We start from the raw sequence: 20564 nt of genomic DNA on the forward strand, positions 1-20564 counted from the left end.
CTGCCACAGGGGGCGTCATTTCTGCCCGAATATGGTTAACATTTTAGACAGGTGAAAAGTAGCAATTGTGAAAAATCCCGCTGAGCGTAATTTCACACTCAGGAGGGCGTCTCATGTTGCGCAAAACCATTCTTCTTGCATCCCTGGCTTTCTCGACGTCGGCAGCGGCAGATCAGCCTGCCCAGGACCCGATGAAAGTGTTTGAAAACTATGCGGTTTTTGTCGTTGCAAACGCCAATTGCCTTGGCCTGAATTTCAACGTCGACAATCTGCAGGTCGAACTGTTCAATCTGGGTGGTGCCATGAAGTGGTCGGCCACGCGCAGCCGCCAACAGGCAGAGGCGCGCGTCGCCGCCAGCACGATCGCCTATGGGCAGAACCCGCAGGCATTCTGCTCCATGGCCCGGTCGCTGGTCAGCCACCACGGGGCTTGGCAATTGCAGAGTGCCGGACTTCTCTATCGCTCATAAGCGAACTCCGACGGTCGGCTCGCCCTGCCGCCTGCGATCTGATCCGGTCTTGCGCGCGTAAGGGCAGGAACGATCCTTAATCGCCAGGATGCCCGGCCGCTGATGCGCAATCTTATCTTCATTCTCGGTGACCAGCTGTCACCCGACCTCTCAAGCCTTCGCGATGCCGACCCGGCCTGCGACGGGATCCTGATGTGCGAGGTGATGGCAGAGGCGACCTATGTGCGCCATCACAAGCGCAAGATCGCCTTCATCCTGTCGGCCATGCGCCATTTTGCCGAAGAACTGGAGACGGCTGGCTTTGCGGTGCGCTACATTCGTCTGGACGATCCGGACAATGCCGGCTCGTTTCGCGGTGAATTGCTGCGTGCCGTCGAGGCGCTTGCACCGCAACGGGTGGTCGTCACCGAGCCTGGCGAATGGCGCGTGCTCGATGATATGCGCGGCTGGAGCGATGCTGCCCGCTGTCCGGTGGAAATCCGCCCCGACCGCCGCTTCCTAGCCACGCACGAGGAGTTCGCCGCCTGGGCGGGTACGCGCCGCGAGCTGACCATGGAATTCTTCTATCGCGAGATGCGCCGCAAGACGGGCCTCCTGATGGACGGGGATGCTCCGGCCGGCGGGCGCTGGAATTTCGATGCGGAGAACCGCAAGCCCGCACAGCAGGATTTGTTGCGCCCGCGTCGCCGGCAGTTTTCCCCGGACGCGATCACCCGCGACGTGCTGTCTCTCGTGGAAGACCGCTTTGCCGATCACATCGGTCGGCTGGAGGGTTTTGGTTTTGCCGTCACCCGCGCCGATGCCGAAACGCTGCTTGACGATTTCATCGCCGATTTTCTGCCGGCCTTCGGCGAGACGCAGGACGCGATGCTGACGTCCGACCCGAACCTCAACCACGCGCTTTTGTCGTTCTACATCAATATCGGCTTTCTCGATCCGCTGGCTGTCTGCCGCGCCGCCGAGCGCGCCTATCTGGAAGGGTATGCGCCGCTGAATGCCGTCGAGGGCTTCATTCGCCAGATCATCGGCTGGCGCGAATACATGCGCGGCATCTATTGGCTGAAAATGCCGGACTATGCCGAGAGCAATTTTTTCGAGGCAAAGCGCCCGCTGCCGGATTTCTTCTGGACAGCCGAGACGGATATGGCCTGCCTTCGAACGGTGATCCGCGACACGATCGACACCGCATACGCCCATCACATCCAGCGCCTGATGATCACCGGCAATTTTGCGCTTCTTGCGGGCCTTGCGCCGCATGCCGTGCATGAATGGTATCTGGAAGTCTATGCCGATGCCTATGAATGGGTGGAAATGCCCAATGTGATCGGCATGAGCCAGTTTGCCGACGGCGGGCTTCTGGGCTCCAAGCCCTATGCGGCAAGCGGTAACTACATTTCCAAGATGTCGGATTACTGCACGGGCTGCCGCTACGACGTGAAGAAGAAGACGGGCGAGGGGGCCTGTCCGTTCAACGCGCTCTATTGGGATTTTCTCGATCGCAACCGGGAGCGTCTGTCGCGCAACCGGCGCCTTGCCCAGCCCTATGCCACCTGGTCGCGCATGAGCGATGCGCAGCGGCAGGATTTTCGCGCCTCCGCCCGGCGTTTTCTGCAAAAGCTCGATGCGGCGGAACGCGTGTAAGGCGAAGAACCGGTTGCCGTCTTTCTGCGTAGAGGATGGGAGATTGAACGGGTGGAGACGATGATGACAGAAGGACTGATGACGTCCCTTCCACATGGCTACCGCGCGCTGGTGATCGGCGCGAGCGGCGGCATTGGCGAGGCGCTGTCGAGGACGATCGGCAATGACCCGCGCTGCGGCGAGCTTAAGCGCCTGTCCCGCAGCGTCGACGGGCTGGATCTGACGGATGAACTGAGCGTGGCGCGCGCAGCGGCAGGGCTCACGGGCGAATTCCAGCTGATCCTCTGCGCAACCGGCGGTCTTACCATTGATGGCATCGGGCCGGAAAAATCGCTCCGGCAGATTTCGGCCGAGGCGATGATGCGCCAGTTCCAGCTGAACGCCGTCGGGCCTGCGCTGGTGATAAAATCCTTTTCGCCGCTCCTTGCCAAGCGAGAACGGGCGCTGATGGCCTTTCTCTCGGCCCGCGTCGGCTCCATCGGCGACAATCAGCTGGGCGGCTGGATTTCCTATCGCGCCGCCAAGGCCGGGCTCAACCAGATCGTGCGCACCGCGTCGATCGAGCTTGCCCGCACCCATCCGATGGCGGTGCTGGTGCCGCTTCATCCGGGCACGGTTGCCACGCAGCTTTCGGAGAAATATTCCGGCGGCCACCAGCGCAGCGAGCCGAGTGCTGCCGCCAATGCCATGCTTGGCGTGCTCGACCGCCTGACGCCGGAGGAAAGCGGACGCTTCTTCGCCTATGACGGCCAGCCGATCGACTGGTAGAGATCGATCGGCTGATCAGGCAAAGGTGAGAAGCGCCAGTCCATAGGCGGCAAGAACCAGAAGCGTGACCCGCAGCCGCAAGGCGAAATACCAGGATTTTTCGAGCGCCCGCGACAGCAGCGACCGGTCGGTGGCCAGAAGCCCGATGAAGCTTATCGCCTGAACCGCAAGCGCCAGGCGCCCGGCCGGCATCAGCAACGAGGCCCAGGCGGCGAGTGCAAACCCGTTGCTGATGGCAATCGCCGACAGAGGCGGTCTTTCCCTCGCCTGAACCAGCCCCCACAGCGTGCCCGCCATGAAGGAGGCGATCACCGCGCCATAGGAGAGGAAGGCATAAAGTCGGGTGGCCTCGTCCAGGACCGGGAGTTGTGCAAGGTAAAACGGCAGGGCACCGCAGACGGTGAGGAGAACAGTCAGCCGTTGAGAGTTTTGCATCATGCCTCCAGCTTTGGCGAGAGCGGCTTTGCCGTGAGCTTGCCCATGACATCCGTGAGGGTTTCCCCGAGCAGATGGCCGCTCAGAAACCCGGCCTCGACGCGATTGCCGATGCACCAGTCGCCGCAGGCGCCGATCCGGCGGTTGGTGTCGAGGATGAAGGGGCGGCCGAGCGGCCGTTCCACGTTGGCATAGCGCCAGCGGTGCAGGGTGATCCCGCTTGCCGCGTCGAAGGGGATGGTCGGAAACAGATTGCGGCAGGCGGCCAGCATCCGCTCGCGCACCTGATCCGGCTCGTCCTCCAGATGCGCATCCGACCAGGCGCTGCCGGCATGAACGACCAGCGAGACGGCCGCATCGCGCTGCGGCTTGCTGTTGTTGGCGGCCATCCAACTGATCACCGGCAAGGGGTCGCCCGCATCTCCTTCCACCGCCACCTGGCAGGCTTCGAAGGGAAGCTGGGTGTCGCCTGGCAACTGCAGCATCAACGTGAAGCAGCCGTTCATCCGCACTTCTGCAACCGCTGCCGCATCCGCCGCATCAAGCGGCAGAAGGCGGGCGGTCTGCGGCGCCGGGGCGCTGGACAGAACCCAGTCGAACGGGCCAGACCGCTCCTCCGGCGTCACCAGAAACCAGTGCCCCGGCTCGCCGGCAAGCGAAAGCACCTGCCGGTCGAGCCTGACCTCGATGGCCTGAGCCATCGCCTTGGCAAGAGCGGTCATCGTCGGCACGCCGACAAAGCGCGGGGCGCGATCGACGAGCCGCTCCAGCGTCCGGTCAGCGTTCAGCCGCATCAGGGGCGCGTTCCACGCCTCGACATGGCCCGCCTCGAGAAACGGTTCCAGTGCCGCGTGAAAACGGGCATCCCGCACGGTAAAATATTGTGCCCCGTGATCGAAGCCCGTTTCACCTTGGCGCCGCGTGGCAAGCCGTCCGCCGAGGCCCCGGCTCTTGTCGAAGAGGGTGACCCGCGCATGCGCCGAAAGCTGATGTGCCAGCGCAAGACCGGCAATACCCGCGCCGATGATGGCAATCGAAGGCTGTCTCATCGTGCCCTGTCTCCCTTGGTCCGGCGACACCGCTCGGAGCAATACACCACCGCCGGCCAATCCCGCACCCACTTGCGCCGCCAGGAAAACGGCCGCGCGCAGGCCGGGCAGATCTTGCTCGGCAGCTCGCTTTTCTTCACCGTTTTCGCCATGGAGGCACCCCATCACTTTTGGGTGTTTTACGCGCGGCGATGTCATGCGGATCAGCGCGGTGCAGCCCTGACGTTTAATCTCGCCTCACAACTGCAAAGATGCGTGTCAGTCTGGATGGTCGGCTGTTTCGGCGTCGTCAGGTCGAGCTGCAGCTCATCGTTCTTTCGCCCATCACCAACAGCCGGAGGGATTGCAGGAGCCCGGGACGTAAAATTCGCTTGATTTGAAAACGATCGTTTTCTATATGTCGCGCATGTCCAAGACTTCACCATCCTCCCCCGTCACCCGCAGCCCGGGTCGCCCGCGCGAGTTCGATATCGACGAGGCGCTCGACAAGGCGATCAGGGTGTTCTGCGAGCGCGGCTATCACGCCACCTCGATCGGCGACCTGACGGAGGCGATGGAACTGACCCAGGGCAGCATCTACAAGGCCTTCAAGGACAAACGTGCCGTTTTTCTTGCGGCTTTCGACCGCAACAAGCTGGTTCGCACCGAGAAGCTTGCCCGCGCCATCGCGCCTGGCAGGACGGGGCTGGAGCGCGTTCGCAATGCACTCGCCTTCTATGTGGAATCGTCCCAGGGTGCGGAGGGCCTGCAAGGTTGCCTCGTGGTGGGCAGTGCAGCGGAACTTGCGATCTTCGACAGCGAGGTCGCCCAGCGGATCGAGGCGTCCTTCGATCGGAATGAGAAGCTGATGGAAGAACTGATCGAAGAGGGCCGAGCGGACGGCTCCATTCCCACGAGAATCGACAGCAAGGCCACGGCCCGGCTGATGCTCTGCCTGCTTCAGGGCATGCGGGTCGTCGGCAAGACAGGGCGCACGCGCGCCGAGATGGCAGCCGTGATGGAGGTTGCCATGCGCACGCTCAGCTAATTTTTTTACCCAAATAGAAAACATTCATTTCCTAATTTGAGGCCCCTATGACCTACGCCACCGAACATCGACCGGACACTGGCAGAGTTTCCGCCGGAATGACCTTTCTGCTCGCCGCCGCCTGCGGCCTTGTCGCCGCCAACATCTATTATGCTCAACCTCTGGCGGGACCGATCAGCGCCGCCCTTGGGCTCTCGCCGCAGGCGGCGGGATTGATCGTCACCCTGACGCAGATCGGATATGGCGCCGGACTGCTGTTCGTCGTGCCGCTCGGAGATCTCGTCGAGAACCGCAGGCTGGCGCTCGTGATGATCGGCCTCGCGACGCTCGGCCTTCTCGGAGCAGCGCTTTCGCCGAGTGCTGGCCCATTCCTCGCCGCATCCCTGCTGATTGGCCTTGGCTCCGTCGCCGTGCAGGTGCTTGTTCCCTATGCTGCGCATCTGGCGCCCGAAGCGATCAGAGGTCGTGTCGTCGGTAATGTCATGAGCGGCCTGATGCTCGGCATCATGCTGGCCCGCCCGGTTTCCAGCTTCATCGCCAAACTGTCCTCGTGGCATGCGGTGTTTCTGGCATCGGCTGCCGCGATGATCGCGCTCTCCCTGGTTCTCGCACGGGCGCTGCCCCAGCGCGCGCCGACCTCCAAATTGCGCTACGGCCAGTTGCTGGCGTCGATGGCGCGGCTGGCAGCCACGACGCCGATTTTGCAACGGCGTGCGCTCTACCATGCCTGCCTGTTTGCCGCGTTCAGCCTGTTCTGGACGACGACGCCGTTGCTGCTGGCAGGACCGGCATTTGGCCTGTCGCAGGGCGGCATCGCACTGTTTGCGCTGGCGGGTGTCGCCGGCGCCGTCGCAGCGCCAATCGCCGGACGCGTTGCCGATCGTGGCTGGACACGGCTTGCAACATTCTTTGCAATGCTGGCCGTGGCGATCGCCTTCCTGATGACGCATCTCGCGCCCCTCGGCTCGCCCTGGTCCCTCGCACTGCTGGTCATCGCGGCCATCGTGCTCGATTTTGGCGTTTCCGCCAACATGACGCTCGGCCAGAGGGCGATCTTTGCCCTGGGGCCCGAGTTTCGAAGCCGCCTCAACGGGCTCTACATGGCGACGTTCTTCGTCGGCGGAGCCATTGGATCCGCTCTCGGCGGTTGGGCCTACGCGCAAGGCGGCTGGACGCTCACCTCCTGGATCGGCTTTTCGCTTCCGCTTGTTGCTCTTATGTATGCCTTGTCGGAATAAGCCGGAGCGTCAACCGTCTTGTTAGCCGGACGCAATCGCGTGGACACGCGCGATTGCGCACCAAAGGGAATTCAGGTGTGATTTGAGTGGTATGATGAGAGGCGGAAAGGAAATGGCGCACCCGACAGGATTCGAACCTGTGACCTTTGGAATCGGAATCCAACACTCTATCCAGCTGAGCTACGGGTGCTTTTGAAACAGATGCGTGACGCACTGTTGTTGCCGGTGGAGGGTTCATAACAAAGGTCAGGGGCGGCAGCAATCGGCAAAACACAGAAAATGTCGTGTGGGGCGGAAAGATTGCGGATTGTGGAGGGGCAGGGGCGGGGAGCCAGTAGCGAATAGCCAGTAGGCAGTAGGTGATGGCAATCGGGTAGCGACGAGGCAGTTGGTCAGCGCAGCGCGGTGAGGCGCTGGGCGCGGTCGATCAGCATGTTGGCCAGCATCATGCGGGTATTGGCCCTGTCGCGAAACAGCGCGTCGACGCTGTCGGGGTGGTTGTGGCGGGCAAATAGGCGGCGGCGTTCGGCAAGGGTTTCGTGGCTGTCGGTCGGCAGGATGCCAAGATCTTCCGCCACCTCCTGTTCCGATAGGCGTGCAAGCTCAGCCGGCATGACAGGAGGAAGAGGTTCGGGGCGGTCCGCCGGCTGTTGTCGCATCTCCGCACCCAAGGCATCGAGGACGGAGCGATAGGGATCGTCAAAGCCTGCCGCATCGGCATCCGGCGCGGCACCCGCGGCCATGACGAAGCCGCTGTTGAGGCCTGCCACGCGATAGGATGGCGAGGGGGCGGGCGTGTTGTCCTGTGCCTCCACGTCAAGGCGGGTCAGGATGGTCTGGAAAACCGATCGTCCGAACAGCATCTCCTGGTCCCTGATCCCGTCTTGTTCAGCCCAATCCGTGTGCGCCTATCCGATCATGCGGATATGGTGCGGGGCTTGTGGGGCACATGCGAGGCCGAGGGTGCCGGGCATGGGCGCGGTGAGGAGCGCGCGGCCGACCGTTATGCGGCCAGGCGTTCCCGGATCAGGCCTGGACCTGCCCCTGACCCGCTTCCGAGGCGGGCGGGCCGGAACTCTGGCTCTGCATCTGGCCGTTTGCGGGCTGCACGGTGAGCGACACCGTCAGGCTTTCGCCGTGGGTCCCGACACGCATGCCGGAGACCGGGGCGCAGTCGTGATAGCAGAGGCCGGTTGCAAGCCGCACATAGCGGTCATCCGGGCAGATCTTATTGGCGGCGTCAAACCCCACCCAGCCGAGACCCGGAATATGCGCCTCCGCCCAGGCATGGGTCGCCACCTGTTCGACCTGACCTTCCATCATCAGGTAGCCGGAGACATAGCGGGCGGGAAGCTTCGCCAGGCGCGCCGCCGCCACGAAGATATGGGCGTGATCCTGGCAGACGCCGGATTTGGCCTCCAGCGCCTCTTCCGCCGTCGTTTCCGCGTCGGTCGCGCCGGGCAGATAGGCCACCGTCTCGTGGATCGTCTCCATCAGGGTATGCATCTGCGCCAGCTCGCTGTCGCCTTTCAGCGAGCGGGCGAGTTCCCGAAGCAGCTTGCCGGGCTTGGTGCGCGGTGTGTCGCGCAGATAGAGCCAGAGCGGCACGAAGCCGGTATGGGGGCCAACCACGCCCGCCTTGTCGATGGTGTCCACCTCGCCTGCCGCGGTGATGCGGATGGTGCGCTCGCCGCCTTCGATGGACACAAGCTCCACATGGTTGCCGAACTGGTCGGCATAGCCGGCCTCCACCTTGGCGCCATCCACGCTGATCGCCCAGTTGATGACCTTCTGCGTCGAGCCATCGAGCGGCTTGAGGCGCAAGCGTTGCAGCGCATAGGCCACCGGCTCGTCGTAGAGATATTCCGTGGTGTGGGAAATTTTTAAACGCATGACCTTGTCGTCCCCCGGCGCCGTCTATCGATAGAAGCGGTAGCCTTCTGATATTTCGGCGCTCAATTGGTTGTTCCGGTTGATGAAATCCTCCAGGAACTCGTGCAGGCCCTGGTCCATCACGTCGGAAATGGAACCGCGCTTCAGCATGGCCTTGATCGTGGCTGCCGTATCATGCGCCTTGTGCCGCTCGCCGTATTCCTCCTCCAGGTAATGCAGATTGCTGACGATCTTTTCGTAGCAATAGGCAAGCGAGCGCGGCATGCGCACGTTGAGGATCAGGAAATCGGCGATGCTCGACGGCTTGTACTCGCCATCATAGACCCAGCCATAGGAGCGGTGCGCCGAGACCGAGCGCAGGATGGATTCCCACTGGAAATTATCCAGCGAGGAGCCGACCTGGCTGACAGCCGGCAGAAGCACGTAATATTTCACGTCGAGAATGCGGCTCGTATTGTCCGCCCGCTCGATGAAGGTGCCGATGCGCGAGAAATTGTAGAGATCGTTGCGCAGCATCGAGCCGTGAAAGGCACCACGGATGAGGCCGGCGCGCCGCTTGATCACGTCGATGACTTCCGGCAGGTCGGCGGCCTTCACCTTGCGCGACAGGAGCTGCTTCAGCTCGATCCAGCACTCGTTGGTGGCTTCCCAGGTCTCGCGCGTCAGCGCCGTGCGCACCATGCGGGCATTGTTGCGGCCTGATTCGATGCAGGACATGACGCTCGACGGGTTGGAGGTGTCGCGCAGCAGGTAATCGATGGCGTTTGCCGCGGTCATTGTGTCATGCACGCTCGCATAGGCGTCGCGCACACCGGCACTTTGCAGCACGCCGTCCCAGTCCTCGTCGGAGGAGCCGGCCCGGGTCAGCGAGACACGAAGCCCCGCATCGACTAGGCGGGCGATGTTTTCGGCGCGCTCGATGTAACGGAACATCCAGTAGAGGCCGTTTGCAGTTCTTCCCAGCATTGCTCTACGCCCTCAATCTTCCAGTACCCAGGTGTCCTTGGTGCCGCCGCCCTGGCTGGAATTGACCACCAGCGAGCCCTGCTTCAGCGCCACGCGGGTCAACCCACCCGGAATGATCTTCACCTTGTCCGACACCAGAACGTAGGGGCGCAGATCCACGTGGCGGGGTGCTATCCCCTTGTTGACGAGGATCGGCACGGTCGAGAGAGACAGGGTCGGCTGGGCGATGTAGTTTGAGGGCCGTGCCTTCAGTTTTTCGGCAAAATCGGCGCGCTCCTTCTTGGACGCGGTCGGGCCGACCAGCATGCCATAGCCGCCGGAGCCGTGCACTTCCTTCACCACCAGCTCTTCCAGATGCTCCAGCACGTATTTGAGGCTTGCGGCTTCCGAACAGCGCCAGGTCGGCACGTTTTCCAGAAGCGCCTTGCGGCCGGTATAGAATTCGACGATTTCCGGCATGTAGGAATAGATCGCCTTGTCGTCGCAGATGCCGGTGCCCGGCGCATTGGCAATGGTGATGTTGCCGGAGCGATAGACATCCATGATGCCGGGAATGCCGAGCGCCGAATCCGGCCGGAAAGTCAGCGGATCGAGATAGTCGTCGTCGACGCGGCGATAGAGCACGTCGATCGCCTCGTAACCGCGGGTGGTGCGCATCTTCACCTTGCCGTCAATGACGCGCAGGTCCGATCCCTCCACCAGTTCCACGCCCATCGTATCGGCGAGGAAGGAGTGTTCGTAATAGGCCGAATTGTAGATGCCGGGCGTGAGGACGGCGACGCGCGGGCGCCCCTTGCAGCCGGGAGGCGCAAGCGAGGCCAGCGACTGGCGCAGCAGATAGGGATAATCCTCGACGCGCTGCACCTTGTTCTGCGAAAACAGCTCGGGAAACATCTGCATCATGGTTTCCCGGTTCTCCAGCATGTAGGAGACGCCGGAGGGCGTGCGGGCATTGTCTTCCAGCACATAGAACTGGTCTTCGCCGGTGCGCACGATGTCGGTGCCGACGATATGGGTATAGACGCCGCCCGGCGGCTTGAAGCCGATCATTTCCGGCAGGAAGGCGACGTTCTTCTCGATCAGTTCGCGCGGAATGCGCCCGGCGCGGATGATCTCCTGCTTGTGGTAGATGTCGTCCAGAAAGGCGTTGAGCGCCAGAACGCGCTGCTCGATGCCCTGCGCCAGCCTTCGCCACTCACGGGCGGCAATGATGCGCGGGATGATGTCGAAGGGGATCAGCTTTTCGGAGGAATCGGCATGGCCGTAGACTGCAAAGGTAATGCCGGTCTTGCGGAAGATGTTTTCCGCGTCCCGCGATTTCTGGATGAGATGCGCCGGATCCTGGCTTGCATACCACTCCTGGTAAGTCTGGTAAGGCGGACGCGGACTATTGTCCGCGGTTAACATTTCATCGAATGCCAATGGTGCGTCCCCGGTTTTTGACCATAAGAGTACAACGCAGATGGCAATGCAAGAACCATGCACAGTCCGCGTTGATTTAATTCAAAGGCGGCCGAAAGGGCAGGGTACGGTCGGTCGGCGGCAGCGGCAAGCGGCGCCAAGGCCTGTCGGACAGGCTACGTGATGGGGCGCTAAAATGCGCGGACACCTTGCGCCGCGCCACGATCGGCGGCGCCAAGTCCTTCAAACTATTGCGGCTGGACAGAAAACAGACAGGCGTTTGACGGGGCGTGCACAAAGTCGCGGCAGTTCCGCCGCCGCGGCGTGCGGGGCGCGCGGGACGATTTTTCCGCGTCTGCGGGGCAACGGTCTGGCGGGTGGTGTCAAGGGTTGCAACCGCCGGCAGTGCGTCCACGCGCACCCAAAGAAAACCCGCGCCCCTCGGGCTGGAAGGGAGCGGGTGACGTTCTTTTGTCGGCTGGCAAAGGCTCAGGCGCGGTCGCGGTTGCGGCCGCCCTGGCCACCGGTGCGGTTTTCGCCGCCGAACTTTACCGGGCCACCATTGCCGGCCGGCTTCTGGCCGGGACGACCCTGGCCGGCGCGGGCCGTGCGCTGGGTTGCCGGCTCATGAGCGCCATGGGCGGCGTGGCCACCCTTGCGCTCGCCGTTGCGGGCCGGGCGACCGTCGGGGCGGCCACCGGCCGGCTTCTTCGTCGCGCGGAAATCCGAGGTCGAGGCAAGATCGTTGTCGGCTTCGAAGCGGGGCGCTTCTTCGCCGCGGCGCTGGCCGCGGAAGGAGCGTTCGCCCAGTTCCTCGCCACGGGCCGAAAGGGCAGCGCCTTCCGGCGTGCGCGGACGCCGCGACGGACGATTTTCGGCGCGGCCACGGCCGGCACCTTCACCGCGTCCACCTTCAGAACGTCCACCTTCCGGGCGGCCGCGGCCGGCGCCATTGCGGGCAGGGCCGCTACGGGCAGGCTTGCCGCTGGAGCGGGCAGGGCTTGCCAGCACCGTCGGGCGTTCGCCGGAGGCAACCGTGATCTCGATGTTCATCAGGCGCTCGATGTCGCGCAGCAGGCGCGTTTCGTCTGGCGCGCAGAAGGCAATCGCGATGCCGTCACGGCCGGCGCGCGCGGTGCGGCCGATGCGGTGAACATAGGCGTCGGCCACTTCCGGCAGGTCGTAGTTGAACACATGCGTGACGCCCGGGATGTCGATGCCGCGGGCTGCCACGTCGGTTGCCACGAGAACGCGGATTTCGCCGTCGCGGAAGGCTTTGAGCGCGCGCTCGCGCTGGCCCTGGCTCTTGTTGCCGTGAATGGAGGCAACCTTGAAGCCGATATGCTCCAGATACTTGAACAGCTTTTCAGCGCCATGCTTGGTGCGCAGGAACACCATGGCGCGGCCATCGGGGTTCTTTTCCAGCGAGGCCTTCAGGAGTTCCGTCTTGTCGTTCTTGCCGTTGACGAAGTGCACATACTGCTCGACCTTGTCGGCAGCCTTGCCCGGAGGCGTGACTTCGACCTTGACCGGATCCTTCAGGAAATCGCCGGCGAGATCGGCAATCGCCTTCGGCATGGTGGCCGAGAAGAGCAGCGTCTGGCGCCGGGCCGGCACCATCTTGGCAATCTTGCGCAGGTCATGCACGAAACCGAGGTCCAGCATCTGGTCGGCCTCGTCGAGCACCAGGTAGCGCACGGTGGTGAGCCCGATGGCGCGGCGGCTGATCAGGTCGAGCAGGCGGCCGGGCGTGGCGACCAGGATGTCGGTGCCCTTTTCAAGCTGCATCTGCTGCTTGTTGATCGAAGCGCCGCCCACGACGGAATTGATCTTCAGCGGCGTGTTGCGCACATAGCTTTTGAGGTTGGTGGCGATCTGGTTCACCAGTTCGCGGGTCGGTGCGAGGATCAGGGTACGCGTCGTGCGGTTGTCCGGACGCTTCTGTTCCTTCAGCAGCATTTCGATGAGGGGCAGGCCAAACGCTGCGGTCTTGCCGGTGCCGGTCTGGGCAAGGCCGATCATGTCGCGGCCTTCGAGCAGAAGCGGAATGGCCTGGGCCTGGATCGGGGTGGGGGTGTCATAGCCAAGGCTGGTTACGGCGGCAACGAGCTGCTTGGTCAGACCAAGCTCGTGGAAATTCGTCAAGTCGAATACCTTTTCGGGGCGCCAAAAGCGTGCCGCCGGTGCGGCACCATGCCGTCCGGTCTGCTTCTGGCGTCAAGAACCCCGCGTGAAGTGGGAACTTGTCTGTGGAAATTGCTTCCCAGCGCTGGCCTCTTTGGGCCTTGAGTAAGTGCGCCTTGTTCCTTCTTCGCGAATATTCTCGTCGCAGGGCCAGCTCACGCGGCGGCCGGAAGGTGAAAGCTGATGCTGCATGTGCGTCTTTTGCACCTGAAAGTCAAGAGCCCGCGTCGAGATCGGCGCGGGCTCCTTTAATCGAGCGATGGTCTATTTGGGCATTATGGTAAAGGCTGCAACGCCCGACCGTCATCGCGCCTGCCGTCAATAGGCCGGGCAGACGCGGACGCGGTAGGCATCGCCCCATTCATTCTCCTGCCATTCGAAATGGCAATGCGGGCGCGGCGCTTCGCGGTAGTAGGTGCGTTCATAAACCACCTGGCGCGGCGGGGGCGGCGGCGGCACATCATAGATGCGTTCTTCATAGACAGGCCCGCGCGGCTGCGAAGCGATCGCGCCACCGATGAGGCCACCAACCGTGCCGGCTGCGACACCGGCCCAGAAATGATCCCGCGCTTCAGCAGCAGGGGCGGTGGCAATGAGCGCGCTCGTCAGCGAAAGCGCGACGAGACCCGCAGTAAAACTCTTTCTGACAACTGACATGGCTCTGTTCCTTTCACCCGTCTGATCCGTTCGGGTACAGCAACAAGATCATCCTGGATCGCGGCGAATCTAAGGAAAAACAAACGGATAAGTCTGAACATCCGTTCATCTGGCGAAAGTCTGAGGTTGAAGTCTCGCGTGCTGCCGGCACGGGCTGATGGTATTGTGGCGAAATGGCGCCGGCTCAGTGGTAAAAGAATGGCAGGCCATTTTGGGTGTCTGCGGGTGCCTTTGATCGCGCATCCTCTGTCTCGGGCGCGGCTGAAGTGCCCCTCGAAACCGATTGTTAACCATACTGGTGCTCAAGTTCCGGTTTGATGCATCATGGTGCGAATCATGGGCGGTGGCGTCCGTGTGGCGGTTCGTTGGGGGATCGGGTGAGTAGCGATAGTGAACTTCTGCAGCGGGCCTGCGAAAGGATCAACGATCTCGACGTGCCGGCCTTCATCAAGGATGGGACGCTTCGGTACGTCTGCGTCAACGATGCCTACGCCCAACTATGCGGCGTCACGCGGGCGGCTTTTGCGGGGCTGTCCACGGGCGATGTTGCGCGCTCGCTGGAAGACGATGCGGCGCTCGACAAGCAGCGTAGGGCGCTGGTCTTCGGCAGCGACGAGGTGGCACCGTGCCGGGATGAGGCAGGCGTCCTGCGCCATGAACTCAGCATCGAACGCTTCGTCACCGATGATGACCGGGCCTATCTCTTCGGCATTTTCGAGCCTGTGGCATCTGCCGCCGTGCCGCAAGGCGCCGCCGATGAAGAAGGCGGAGAGGTGAATGAGTTGGCAAGCCGGCTGGCGAGCGGGCATGTGAGCCTCGAAATGCTGGGCACGGCGCTCGATCTCCTGGATGCCGGCATCGGCATTTTCAGCGAAACCGACGAGCTCCTCTATCATAACGAACAGCTGGGGCAGTATTTCGAGAGCCTCGGCGTCGCGCTTTCACCGCGCCTGAAGCTCGATCAGTTGGTCGAGCGGCTCTATGATCACAAGGCAGGCGTGCCCGAGGAAGACGGGGCGGGCGATCGGCGCCGCGAATGGATCGAAGAGCGCATGCGCATTCTCCATCTGCAGAGCTGGCAGGCCATGGAGCCGCTGATGGATGGACGCTGGATGCGTAGCGTCAACCGTCGGCTGGACAATGGCTGGCTGATCATGCTGCGGCTGGATGTCACCGAATACAAGGTACAGGAAATGCGCCTCGGCAAGAATATCGAGGAGGCCGAGATCTTCCGTGCGGCCTTCGAGGATCTGCCGGTGGCCGTGTTCCTGCGCGACAGCCAGCGCCGTCTGGTCTATGCCAATGGCGCCTATGAGACGATGCTGGGCAAATCGCGCAGCGACCTGATCGGACTTACTGAAGAGGACATGTTTCCGGACGATGCCGACCGTTTCCGCCGGGAAAATGAAGAGCTGCTCGCCAAAGGCGGCTCGATCGAGAAGACGGAGGATATTGCGCTTCCGCAAGGGACCAGCATCGCGGCAATCACGCGGCTGGCGCGCATTTCCTCACCGGCAGGTGAGCCCTATGTCGTCGGCTCCATCACCGATGTCTCCCTGGTGCGCAAAGCCCAGAAGGAGGCTGAGCGGCTGCATCTTGAAGTGCAGGCCATTCTGGATTCGCTTCCCGTCGGCGTTGCCATTCTCGATCGTAACCACGCCTTCGAATATGCCAATCGCAGCTTTCACGAACTGCTGTGCGGCGAAGGGGAGAGCTGCGGCAACCTTGCCGGTCAGGCATACCGCGACTTTCTGCGCACGCAATACAATGCGGGGGTCTATGGGCAAGACCCGGACGGTTTTGATGCCTTTTATGCCGCGCGCCTTAAAGCACTCACCAGCCCGGACGATTTGCCGCCGATCGAGCTTTTGACCACGGAGGGCCGCACGCTTGTGATGTCGCGCGAGCATCTGTCCGACGCAAAGATGCTGCTGAGCTACATCGACACGACGGCCATGCGCCGGCGCGAGCAGGAGGTGCAGGAGGCGCGCGCCGCCCTCGAACAGCACGGCGCCATGATGCAGGATGCAACGAGCGTGATGTCGCAGGGGCTGTTGATCCTGCGCGAGGGGCGGGTGGTGTTTTCCAACGAGGCGCTCGCCGATATCCTGCAGGTGCCACAAGGCCTGATCCAGGCGGGAAAACCCTGGCGGGCGGTGTTTGCCTATATGGCAGCCCGCGGCGATTTCGGTTCGCCGGAACAGGCGGAGGACACGTTTCGCTACTGGCAGACGATGGAAACGGAGGGCAAGGGCTTTTCCGCCTCGCTCTGCATCGAGGAGACCTGCTGGATCGACGTGGAGATGAACCTCAGCGGCAATGGCAACTGGCTGGCCGTCTTCACCGACGTCACCGAGGTGCGTCAGCGCGAGCGCCAGCTGGAACGGCTGCTGGAACGCGCCGAATCGGCCGATCGGGCAAAATCCGAATTTCTCGCCAATATGAGCCACGAGATCCGCACTCCGATGAACGGCGTGCTGGGCATGGCCGAACTGCTGGCCAAGTCCAATCTGGATACGCGCCAGAAGACGTTTACCGATATCATCGTCAAATCCGGCAATGCGCTGCTCACCATCATCAATGACATCCTGGATTTCTCCAAGATCGATGCCGGGCAGATGACGCTGCGCAAGGCGGATTTCGATCCGGTGGACGCCATTGAGGACGTGGCAACCCTTCTGTCGTCCTCGGCGGCCGAAAAGGACATCGAGCTTCTGGTGCGCGGCGCCTCGACCCACGATACGGTGGTCGGCGATCCCGGCCGGTTTCGCCAGATCGTCACCAATCTCGTCGGCAATGCGGTGAAATTCACCGAGAAGGGGCACGTGCTGATCGACGTGTCCACCACGCCACTCGATGAGGCGACGGTGTCCCTGACGATCCGTATCGAGGATACGGGCCTTGGCATTCCCGAAGACAAGCTGAAGACGATCTTCGACAAGTTTTCGCAGGTCGATACATCCTCGACCCGCCGCTACGAAGGCACGGGCCTCGGCCTTGCCATCACGGCGGGCCTTGTGAAGCTGTTCGGCGGCACGATCGGCGTTGAAAGCGTGCACGGCAAGGGCTCGGTGTTTTCCGTCACCCTGCCGTTTGCGGTCGGCGCCAGGCGCAGCATCAGCCAGCCCTCGACGGCGAGCACCCGCGGTGCCCGCATCCTCGTCATCGACGATAACCCGGTCAACCGGCAGATCCTCACCGAACAGCTGTCGCACTGGGAGTTTGACGCCGTTGCCGTGGACAGCGGCTTGGAGGGCCTTGCCGTGCTGCGCGCGGCGGCGGCCATGGGGGTGGACGTCGACGCGATCATCCTCGACTACCACATGCCGCAGATGAGCGGGCTCGATGTCGCCGTGGAAATCCGCAAGGACAAGGCCCTTGCCGATCTCGCCATCGTCTTTCTGACGTCGATGGATACGGCCAGCAGCGAGCAGGCCTTCCAGACGCTCAACATCCAGGCGCATCTGATGAAGCCGGCGCGTGCGCATCTTCTGCGCTCGACCATTGCCGATGTGGTGCGCACCAGCCGTGAGGACCGTCGCCGGGCCACAGTGCCGTCGGGGCACCAAGTACAGACGCAGGCGCCGGCGCTCGCCGCACCCGTGGCGACCCCCGTTTCGACCAGCGTGATTGCCCACATGATCACCGACAGGCCGGCCGAGCGCGTCGACCAGCTTGACGTGCTGGTGGCGGAAGACAACGAGGTCAACCAGATCGTCTTCACCCAGATCCTGCAGGCGACGGGGCTGCGTTTCCGCATCGTCGGTAATGGGGCCGAGGCCGTCGAGGCCTGGAAGGCGCAGAAGCCCGCGCTCATCCTGATGGATGTCTCCATGCCGGTGATGAACGGTCATCAGGCCTGCCGCCGGATCCGCGAGATAGAGGCGCAGGAGGGTGGCCATGTGCCCATCGTCGGCGTGACCGCCCACGCGCTGGAAAGCGACCGGGATCTCTGCCTGGCCGCCGGCATGGACGATTACCTGTCGAAACCGATCAGTCCGGAAATTTTGGAGGCGAAGATGAGCCGCTGGCGGGTGAATGCCCGCAGCAGCGAGGTTTCGCGCGGCTGAGTTTGCGGGCTCGTCAGCCGGGTTTCGTGCCGCAGAGCATTTCGCGCTTTCCCGCAAAGCCCGGACGGCGCGACACGGCAAAGCCTGCGGCCTGGAGGTTTCGGCGCACGAAGCCGGCGGCCGCATAGGTGGCGAAGCTGCCGCCAGGGCTTGTCTTGTCAAACACCGCCTGCATCAGTTCCGGTGACCACATGGCGGGATTGCGCGACGGCGCAAAGCCGTCGAGAAACCAGGCGTCGAAGCCGGTATCGACCTTCGCCACCGTGTTTTCCGCCGGGCCACAGACGACGGTCAGATGCACGTTCGGCTCCACCTGCAGCGTGATCGATCCTTCCCGGACATCCGGCCAGAGGGCAACGAGGGCCTGGCGCTCCTGATCGATCTGCGGCCAGTGCGCCAGCGCCCGGTCGATGTCGGAGCCTGCCATCGGGTAAAGTTCGAACGAGGTGAAGTGCAGGCTGGCGCTTGAGGGGGCAAAGAGCTTCCACTGGCGAAGCGTCTCGCAAAAATTAAGGCCGGTGCCAAAACCCAGCTCGCCGATGCGAAAGCATGGCGCCTCTTGCCAGCGCTCGGGCAGGCCGTTTCCGGCCAGAAACACATGGCCGCATTCCAGACGGCCATCGGTCTGGCAATAAAAATGATCGCCAAACTGGCTTGAATAGGGCATATCGCCGTCGCGCCATTGCAGCGCGCTATCCGGTTTTGTCTCTGTCATTTCGGCATCTGACGCAGGATCTGTAAGGGGCCAGTCTCTCATGGCAAAAGCCGATAGTCCCGTCTCGCTCGGCGGTCAATCCGCAAGTCCTGCCGCGGCGATCCCGGCCCGTGTCGATCTTCTGATCGTCGGTGCGGGCATCATGGGGCTTTGGGCGGCCGTCAAGGCGGATCGGCTGGGGATCAACACGCTGCTCATCGATCTGGCTCATCCCGCAGCCGGTGCAAGCGGCGGTCTTCTCGGCGCGCTCATGCCGCACATGCCGGATCGCTTCAACGACAAGAAGCAGTTCCAGTTCGATGCGCTGCTTTCGCTGGAAGACGAAGTGGCGCGCCTTGAGGCCGAAACCGGGCTCTCCTGCGGGTACCGCCGCTGTGGCCGGCTGATCCCGCTGCCAAAACCGCATCTGCGCAGCCTTGCCGAAGGCCATTCGAGACAGGCCGAAGCCCACTGGCAGGCGCCCGGGCGGCGGTTTTTCTGGAACGTGCTCGACCGGCCGCCGCAGCCGGACTGGTTGTCGCAGGACGCCGCCCCCTCGGGCGTGGTCGAGGATACGTTTGCCGCACGCGTTTCGCCGCGTCGGCTGACGGCGGCGCTCGTCCAGGCGATCGATGCGGGGCGGCATGTGCGACGGGTGGACGGCCTTGGCGTCGACCGGCTGGAGGGGCGGGCGGCGCATCTGTCCAATGGCGAGACCATTGCCTTCGGGCATGTCATCATCGCTGCCGGGCCGGGCTCGTTTCCGCTCCTGCAGCAGCTGGGGGCCGCAAGCCTGCCGCTCGTGCGGCCGCTCGGGGCAGCCGTCAAGGGGCAGGCGGCGCTGTTGAAGGCGGATGTCGATCCGGATCTGCCGGTGCTGTTCCTCAACGGGCTTTATGTCGTGGCGCACGAGGATGGTCATGTGGCGATCGGCAGCACCAGCGAAGACGTGTTCGATGCGCCCTTCACCACCGATGGCCAGTTGGACCAGCTGATCGAAAAGGCGCGGGCGCTGTCGCCAAAACTTCATGACGCAGAGATCGTGGAACGCTGGGCCGGCCTCCGACCCAAAGCCATCGATCGCGACCCGATGGTGGGTCCTCATCCCGATTTTCCGCATGTCATTGCTTTGACGGGGGGCTTCAAGGTGAGTTTCGGTCTTGCCCACCGGTCGGCTGATGCCGCGCTTGCCGCGACCGGCGCGACGGCTTGCTCGCTACCGGCTTCCTTTTCCCTGTTACATCATCTTGAAGTTGCGCAAACGCAAAAATAACCCCTATGCCGCGTCGTCAATCTGTCACGCAAATCACCTAGATCCTCTCGACAGGGACGGGTCCAGGCGGGCGAGACGACGAGGTGACGCATGCGATATGCCATCAATTTCACGCCGCCGGCCAGTGATCCGCTGACGCTTGCCGCCGCGCAATGGCTGGGCCGCAACGCCTTTTCCGGCGAGGCCATGGAGCCGCCGGCGATTCGCGGACTGGGGCTGCACGAGATTGCCTTTAATACGGCCGTTCCGCGCCGTTACGGGTTCCACGGCACGCTGAAGCCGCCGTTCAGGCTGGCGGACGGCATGACGGAGGCCCTGCTGTTGCGCAATCTGATGCATTTTTCCGGCCAGCATCCGCCGTTCAGGCTGCCAAAGCTGGATGTGGTGCGCTTGGGCAACCGCTTTGCCCTCGCCCCCGTGCTGCCCTGCGAACAACTGCATCATCTGGCCGGCGCCGTCGTGCAGCACTTCGACGTGTTTCGCGCAAGCCTCACCGAGGCGGAACTGGAGCGCGCCGATCCCGGCCGTCTGTCGGCGGCGCAGTTTTCCAATCTCTACCGCTTCGGCCATCCCCATGTGATGGACGAGTTCCGCTTCCACATGACGCTGACCGGGCCTGTGGGGCCTTCCGAAATCCCCCGCTTCGACGAGATGCTGCGCCGCTATTTCGAGCCCTTCCTCGAACGGCCGCCGGAGGTTCTCAATCTCGCGCTGTTTGTGGAAAGCGAGCCGGGGGCGCCGTTCGTCGTGCATTCGCTGCATCCTCTCGGCAGCGTCTCTGCGCGCCGCATCGCCTGA

18 protein-coding genes and 1 tRNA gene are annotated in these 20564 nt (G+C 63.1%); 8 read left to right on the forward strand and 11 right to left on the reverse strand.

From position 1 onward, the window contains the following. The first annotated feature begins 113 nt into the window (after positions 1–113). The 3 genes from J2858_RS08255 to J2858_RS08265 all read left to right on the forward strand — a co-directional run bounded on the left by J2858_RS08255 (position 114) and on the right by J2858_RS08265 (position 2879). Positions 114–470, forward strand: coding sequence for a hypothetical protein (locus J2858_RS08255; protein WP_210104324.1), 357 nt, complete (start codon positions 114–116; stop codon positions 468–470). A 102-nt stretch (positions 471–572) separates the two neighbouring features. After that, positions 573–2111, forward strand: a complete 1539-nt coding sequence (locus J2858_RS08260) for a cryptochrome/photolyase family protein (RefSeq protein WP_210104325.1) — start codon at positions 573–575, stop codon at positions 2109–2111. Between the two features lie 78 nt (positions 2112–2189). Continuing rightward, positions 2190–2879, forward strand: a complete 690-nt coding sequence (locus J2858_RS08265) for an SDR family NAD(P)-dependent oxidoreductase (protein WP_210104326.1) — start codon at positions 2190–2192, stop codon at positions 2877–2879. Between the two features lie 15 nt (positions 2880–2894). On the opposite strand, the gene J2858_RS08270 is transcribed toward J2858_RS08265, so the two are convergent. From J2858_RS08270 to J2858_RS08280, 3 genes are read right to left on the reverse strand one after another with little or no spacing between them, the layout of a single operon-like run. Next, positions 2895–3317, reverse strand: coding sequence for a DUF3429 domain-containing protein (locus tag J2858_RS08270; RefSeq protein WP_210104327.1), 423 nt, complete (start codon positions 3315–3317; stop codon positions 2895–2897). After that, positions 3314–4363 carry an NAD(P)/FAD-dependent oxidoreductase gene (locus J2858_RS08275; protein ID WP_210104328.1) on the reverse strand — a complete coding sequence of 350 codons (1050 nt, stop codon included), beginning with the start codon at positions 4361–4363 and terminating at the stop codon, positions 3314–3316. Before J2858_RS08275 ends, J2858_RS08270 begins: the two co-directional genes overlap by 4 nt. After that, the gene (locus J2858_RS08280; RefSeq protein WP_210104329.1) at positions 4360–4515 is read right to left on the reverse strand and encodes a DUF2256 domain-containing protein; all 156 of its coding nucleotides are present in this window, start codon (positions 4513–4515) and stop codon (positions 4360–4362) included. Before J2858_RS08280 ends, J2858_RS08275 begins: the two co-directional genes overlap by 4 nt. Before the next feature lie 254 nt (positions 4516–4769). Between J2858_RS08280 and J2858_RS08285 the strand changes: the two genes are divergently transcribed. Both J2858_RS08285 and J2858_RS08290 read left to right on the forward strand, forming a co-directional pair. After that, positions 4770–5390, forward strand: a complete 621-nt coding sequence (locus J2858_RS08285; protein WP_245365678.1) for a TetR/AcrR family transcriptional regulator — start codon at positions 4770–4772, stop codon at positions 5388–5390. A 47-nt stretch (positions 5391–5437) separates the two neighbouring features. Continuing rightward, complete coding sequence (locus J2858_RS08290) at positions 5438–6628, forward strand: MFS transporter (protein WP_210104330.1); 1191 nt, start codon at positions 5438–5440, stop codon at positions 6626–6628. Positions 6629–6741: 113 nt separating this feature from the next. Here the strand turns inward: J2858_RS08290 and J2858_RS08295 are convergent. The 7 genes from J2858_RS08295 to J2858_RS08325 form a co-directional block, all read right to left on the reverse strand. Beyond that, positions 6742–6818: transfer RNA gene (locus J2858_RS08295), tRNA-Arg, on the reverse strand. 202 nt (positions 6819–7020) lie between these two features. Further along, on the reverse strand, positions 7021–7491 hold the full coding sequence (locus J2858_RS08300; RefSeq protein ID WP_210104331.1) for a hypothetical protein: 471 nt from the start codon (positions 7489–7491) through the stop codon (positions 7021–7023). Between the two features lie 163 nt (positions 7492–7654). Beyond that, positions 7655–8521 (reverse strand): transglutaminase family protein, encoded by an 867-nt coding sequence (locus tag J2858_RS08305; RefSeq protein ID WP_210104332.1) that lies wholly within the window; start codon positions 8519–8521, stop codon positions 7655–7657. 24 nt (positions 8522–8545) lie between these two features. Next, complete coding sequence (locus J2858_RS08310) at positions 8546–9487, reverse strand: alpha-E domain-containing protein (protein ID WP_210104333.1); 942 nt, start codon at positions 9485–9487, stop codon at positions 8546–8548. Between the two features lie 12 nt (positions 9488–9499). After that, a complete protein-coding gene (locus J2858_RS08315) occupies positions 9500–10909 on the reverse strand; it encodes a circularly permuted type 2 ATP-grasp protein (protein WP_210104334.1) in 1410 nt (469 codons plus the stop codon). 468 nt (positions 10910–11377) lie between these two features. Next, positions 11378–13033: a DEAD/DEAH box helicase gene (locus J2858_RS08320; protein ID WP_210104335.1), complete on the reverse strand. Its 1656-nt coding sequence runs from the start codon at positions 13031–13033 to the stop codon at positions 11378–11380. 357 nt (positions 13034–13390) lie between these two features. After that, on the reverse strand, positions 13391–13729 hold the full coding sequence (locus tag J2858_RS08325; protein WP_210104336.1) for a hypothetical protein: 339 nt from the start codon (positions 13727–13729) through the stop codon (positions 13391–13393). A gap of 377 nt (positions 13730–14106) precedes the next feature. Here J2858_RS08325 and J2858_RS08330 point away from each other — a divergent pair, with 377 nt between their 5' ends. After that, on the forward strand, positions 14107–17799 hold the full coding sequence (locus tag J2858_RS08330) for a response regulator (RefSeq protein WP_348635459.1): 3693 nt from the start codon (positions 14107–14109) through the stop codon (positions 17797–17799). Between the two features lie 13 nt (positions 17800–17812). Here the strand turns inward: J2858_RS08330 and mnmD are convergent, their stop codons facing one another. Further along, positions 17813–18514, reverse strand: coding sequence for a tRNA (5-methylaminomethyl-2-thiouridine)(34)-methyltransferase MnmD (mnmD, locus tag J2858_RS08335; RefSeq protein ID WP_210104338.1), 702 nt, complete (start codon positions 18512–18514; stop codon positions 17813–17815). Positions 18515–18554: 40 nt separating this feature from the next. Between mnmD and J2858_RS08340 the strand changes: the two genes are divergently transcribed. Continuing rightward, a complete protein-coding gene (locus J2858_RS08340; protein WP_210104339.1) occupies positions 18555–19766 on the forward strand; it encodes an NAD(P)/FAD-dependent oxidoreductase in 1212 nt (403 codons plus the stop codon). Positions 19767–19856: 90 nt separating this feature from the next. After that, positions 19857–20564: a DUF1045 domain-containing protein gene (locus tag J2858_RS08345; RefSeq protein WP_210104340.1), complete on the forward strand. Its 708-nt coding sequence runs from the start codon at positions 19857–19859 to the stop codon at positions 20562–20564.

Origin of the sequence: Neorhizobium galegae, assembly GCF_017877135.1 — a bacterium.
Classification (GTDB): Bacteria; Pseudomonadota; Alphaproteobacteria; order Rhizobiales; family Rhizobiaceae; genus Neorhizobium; species Neorhizobium galegae_A.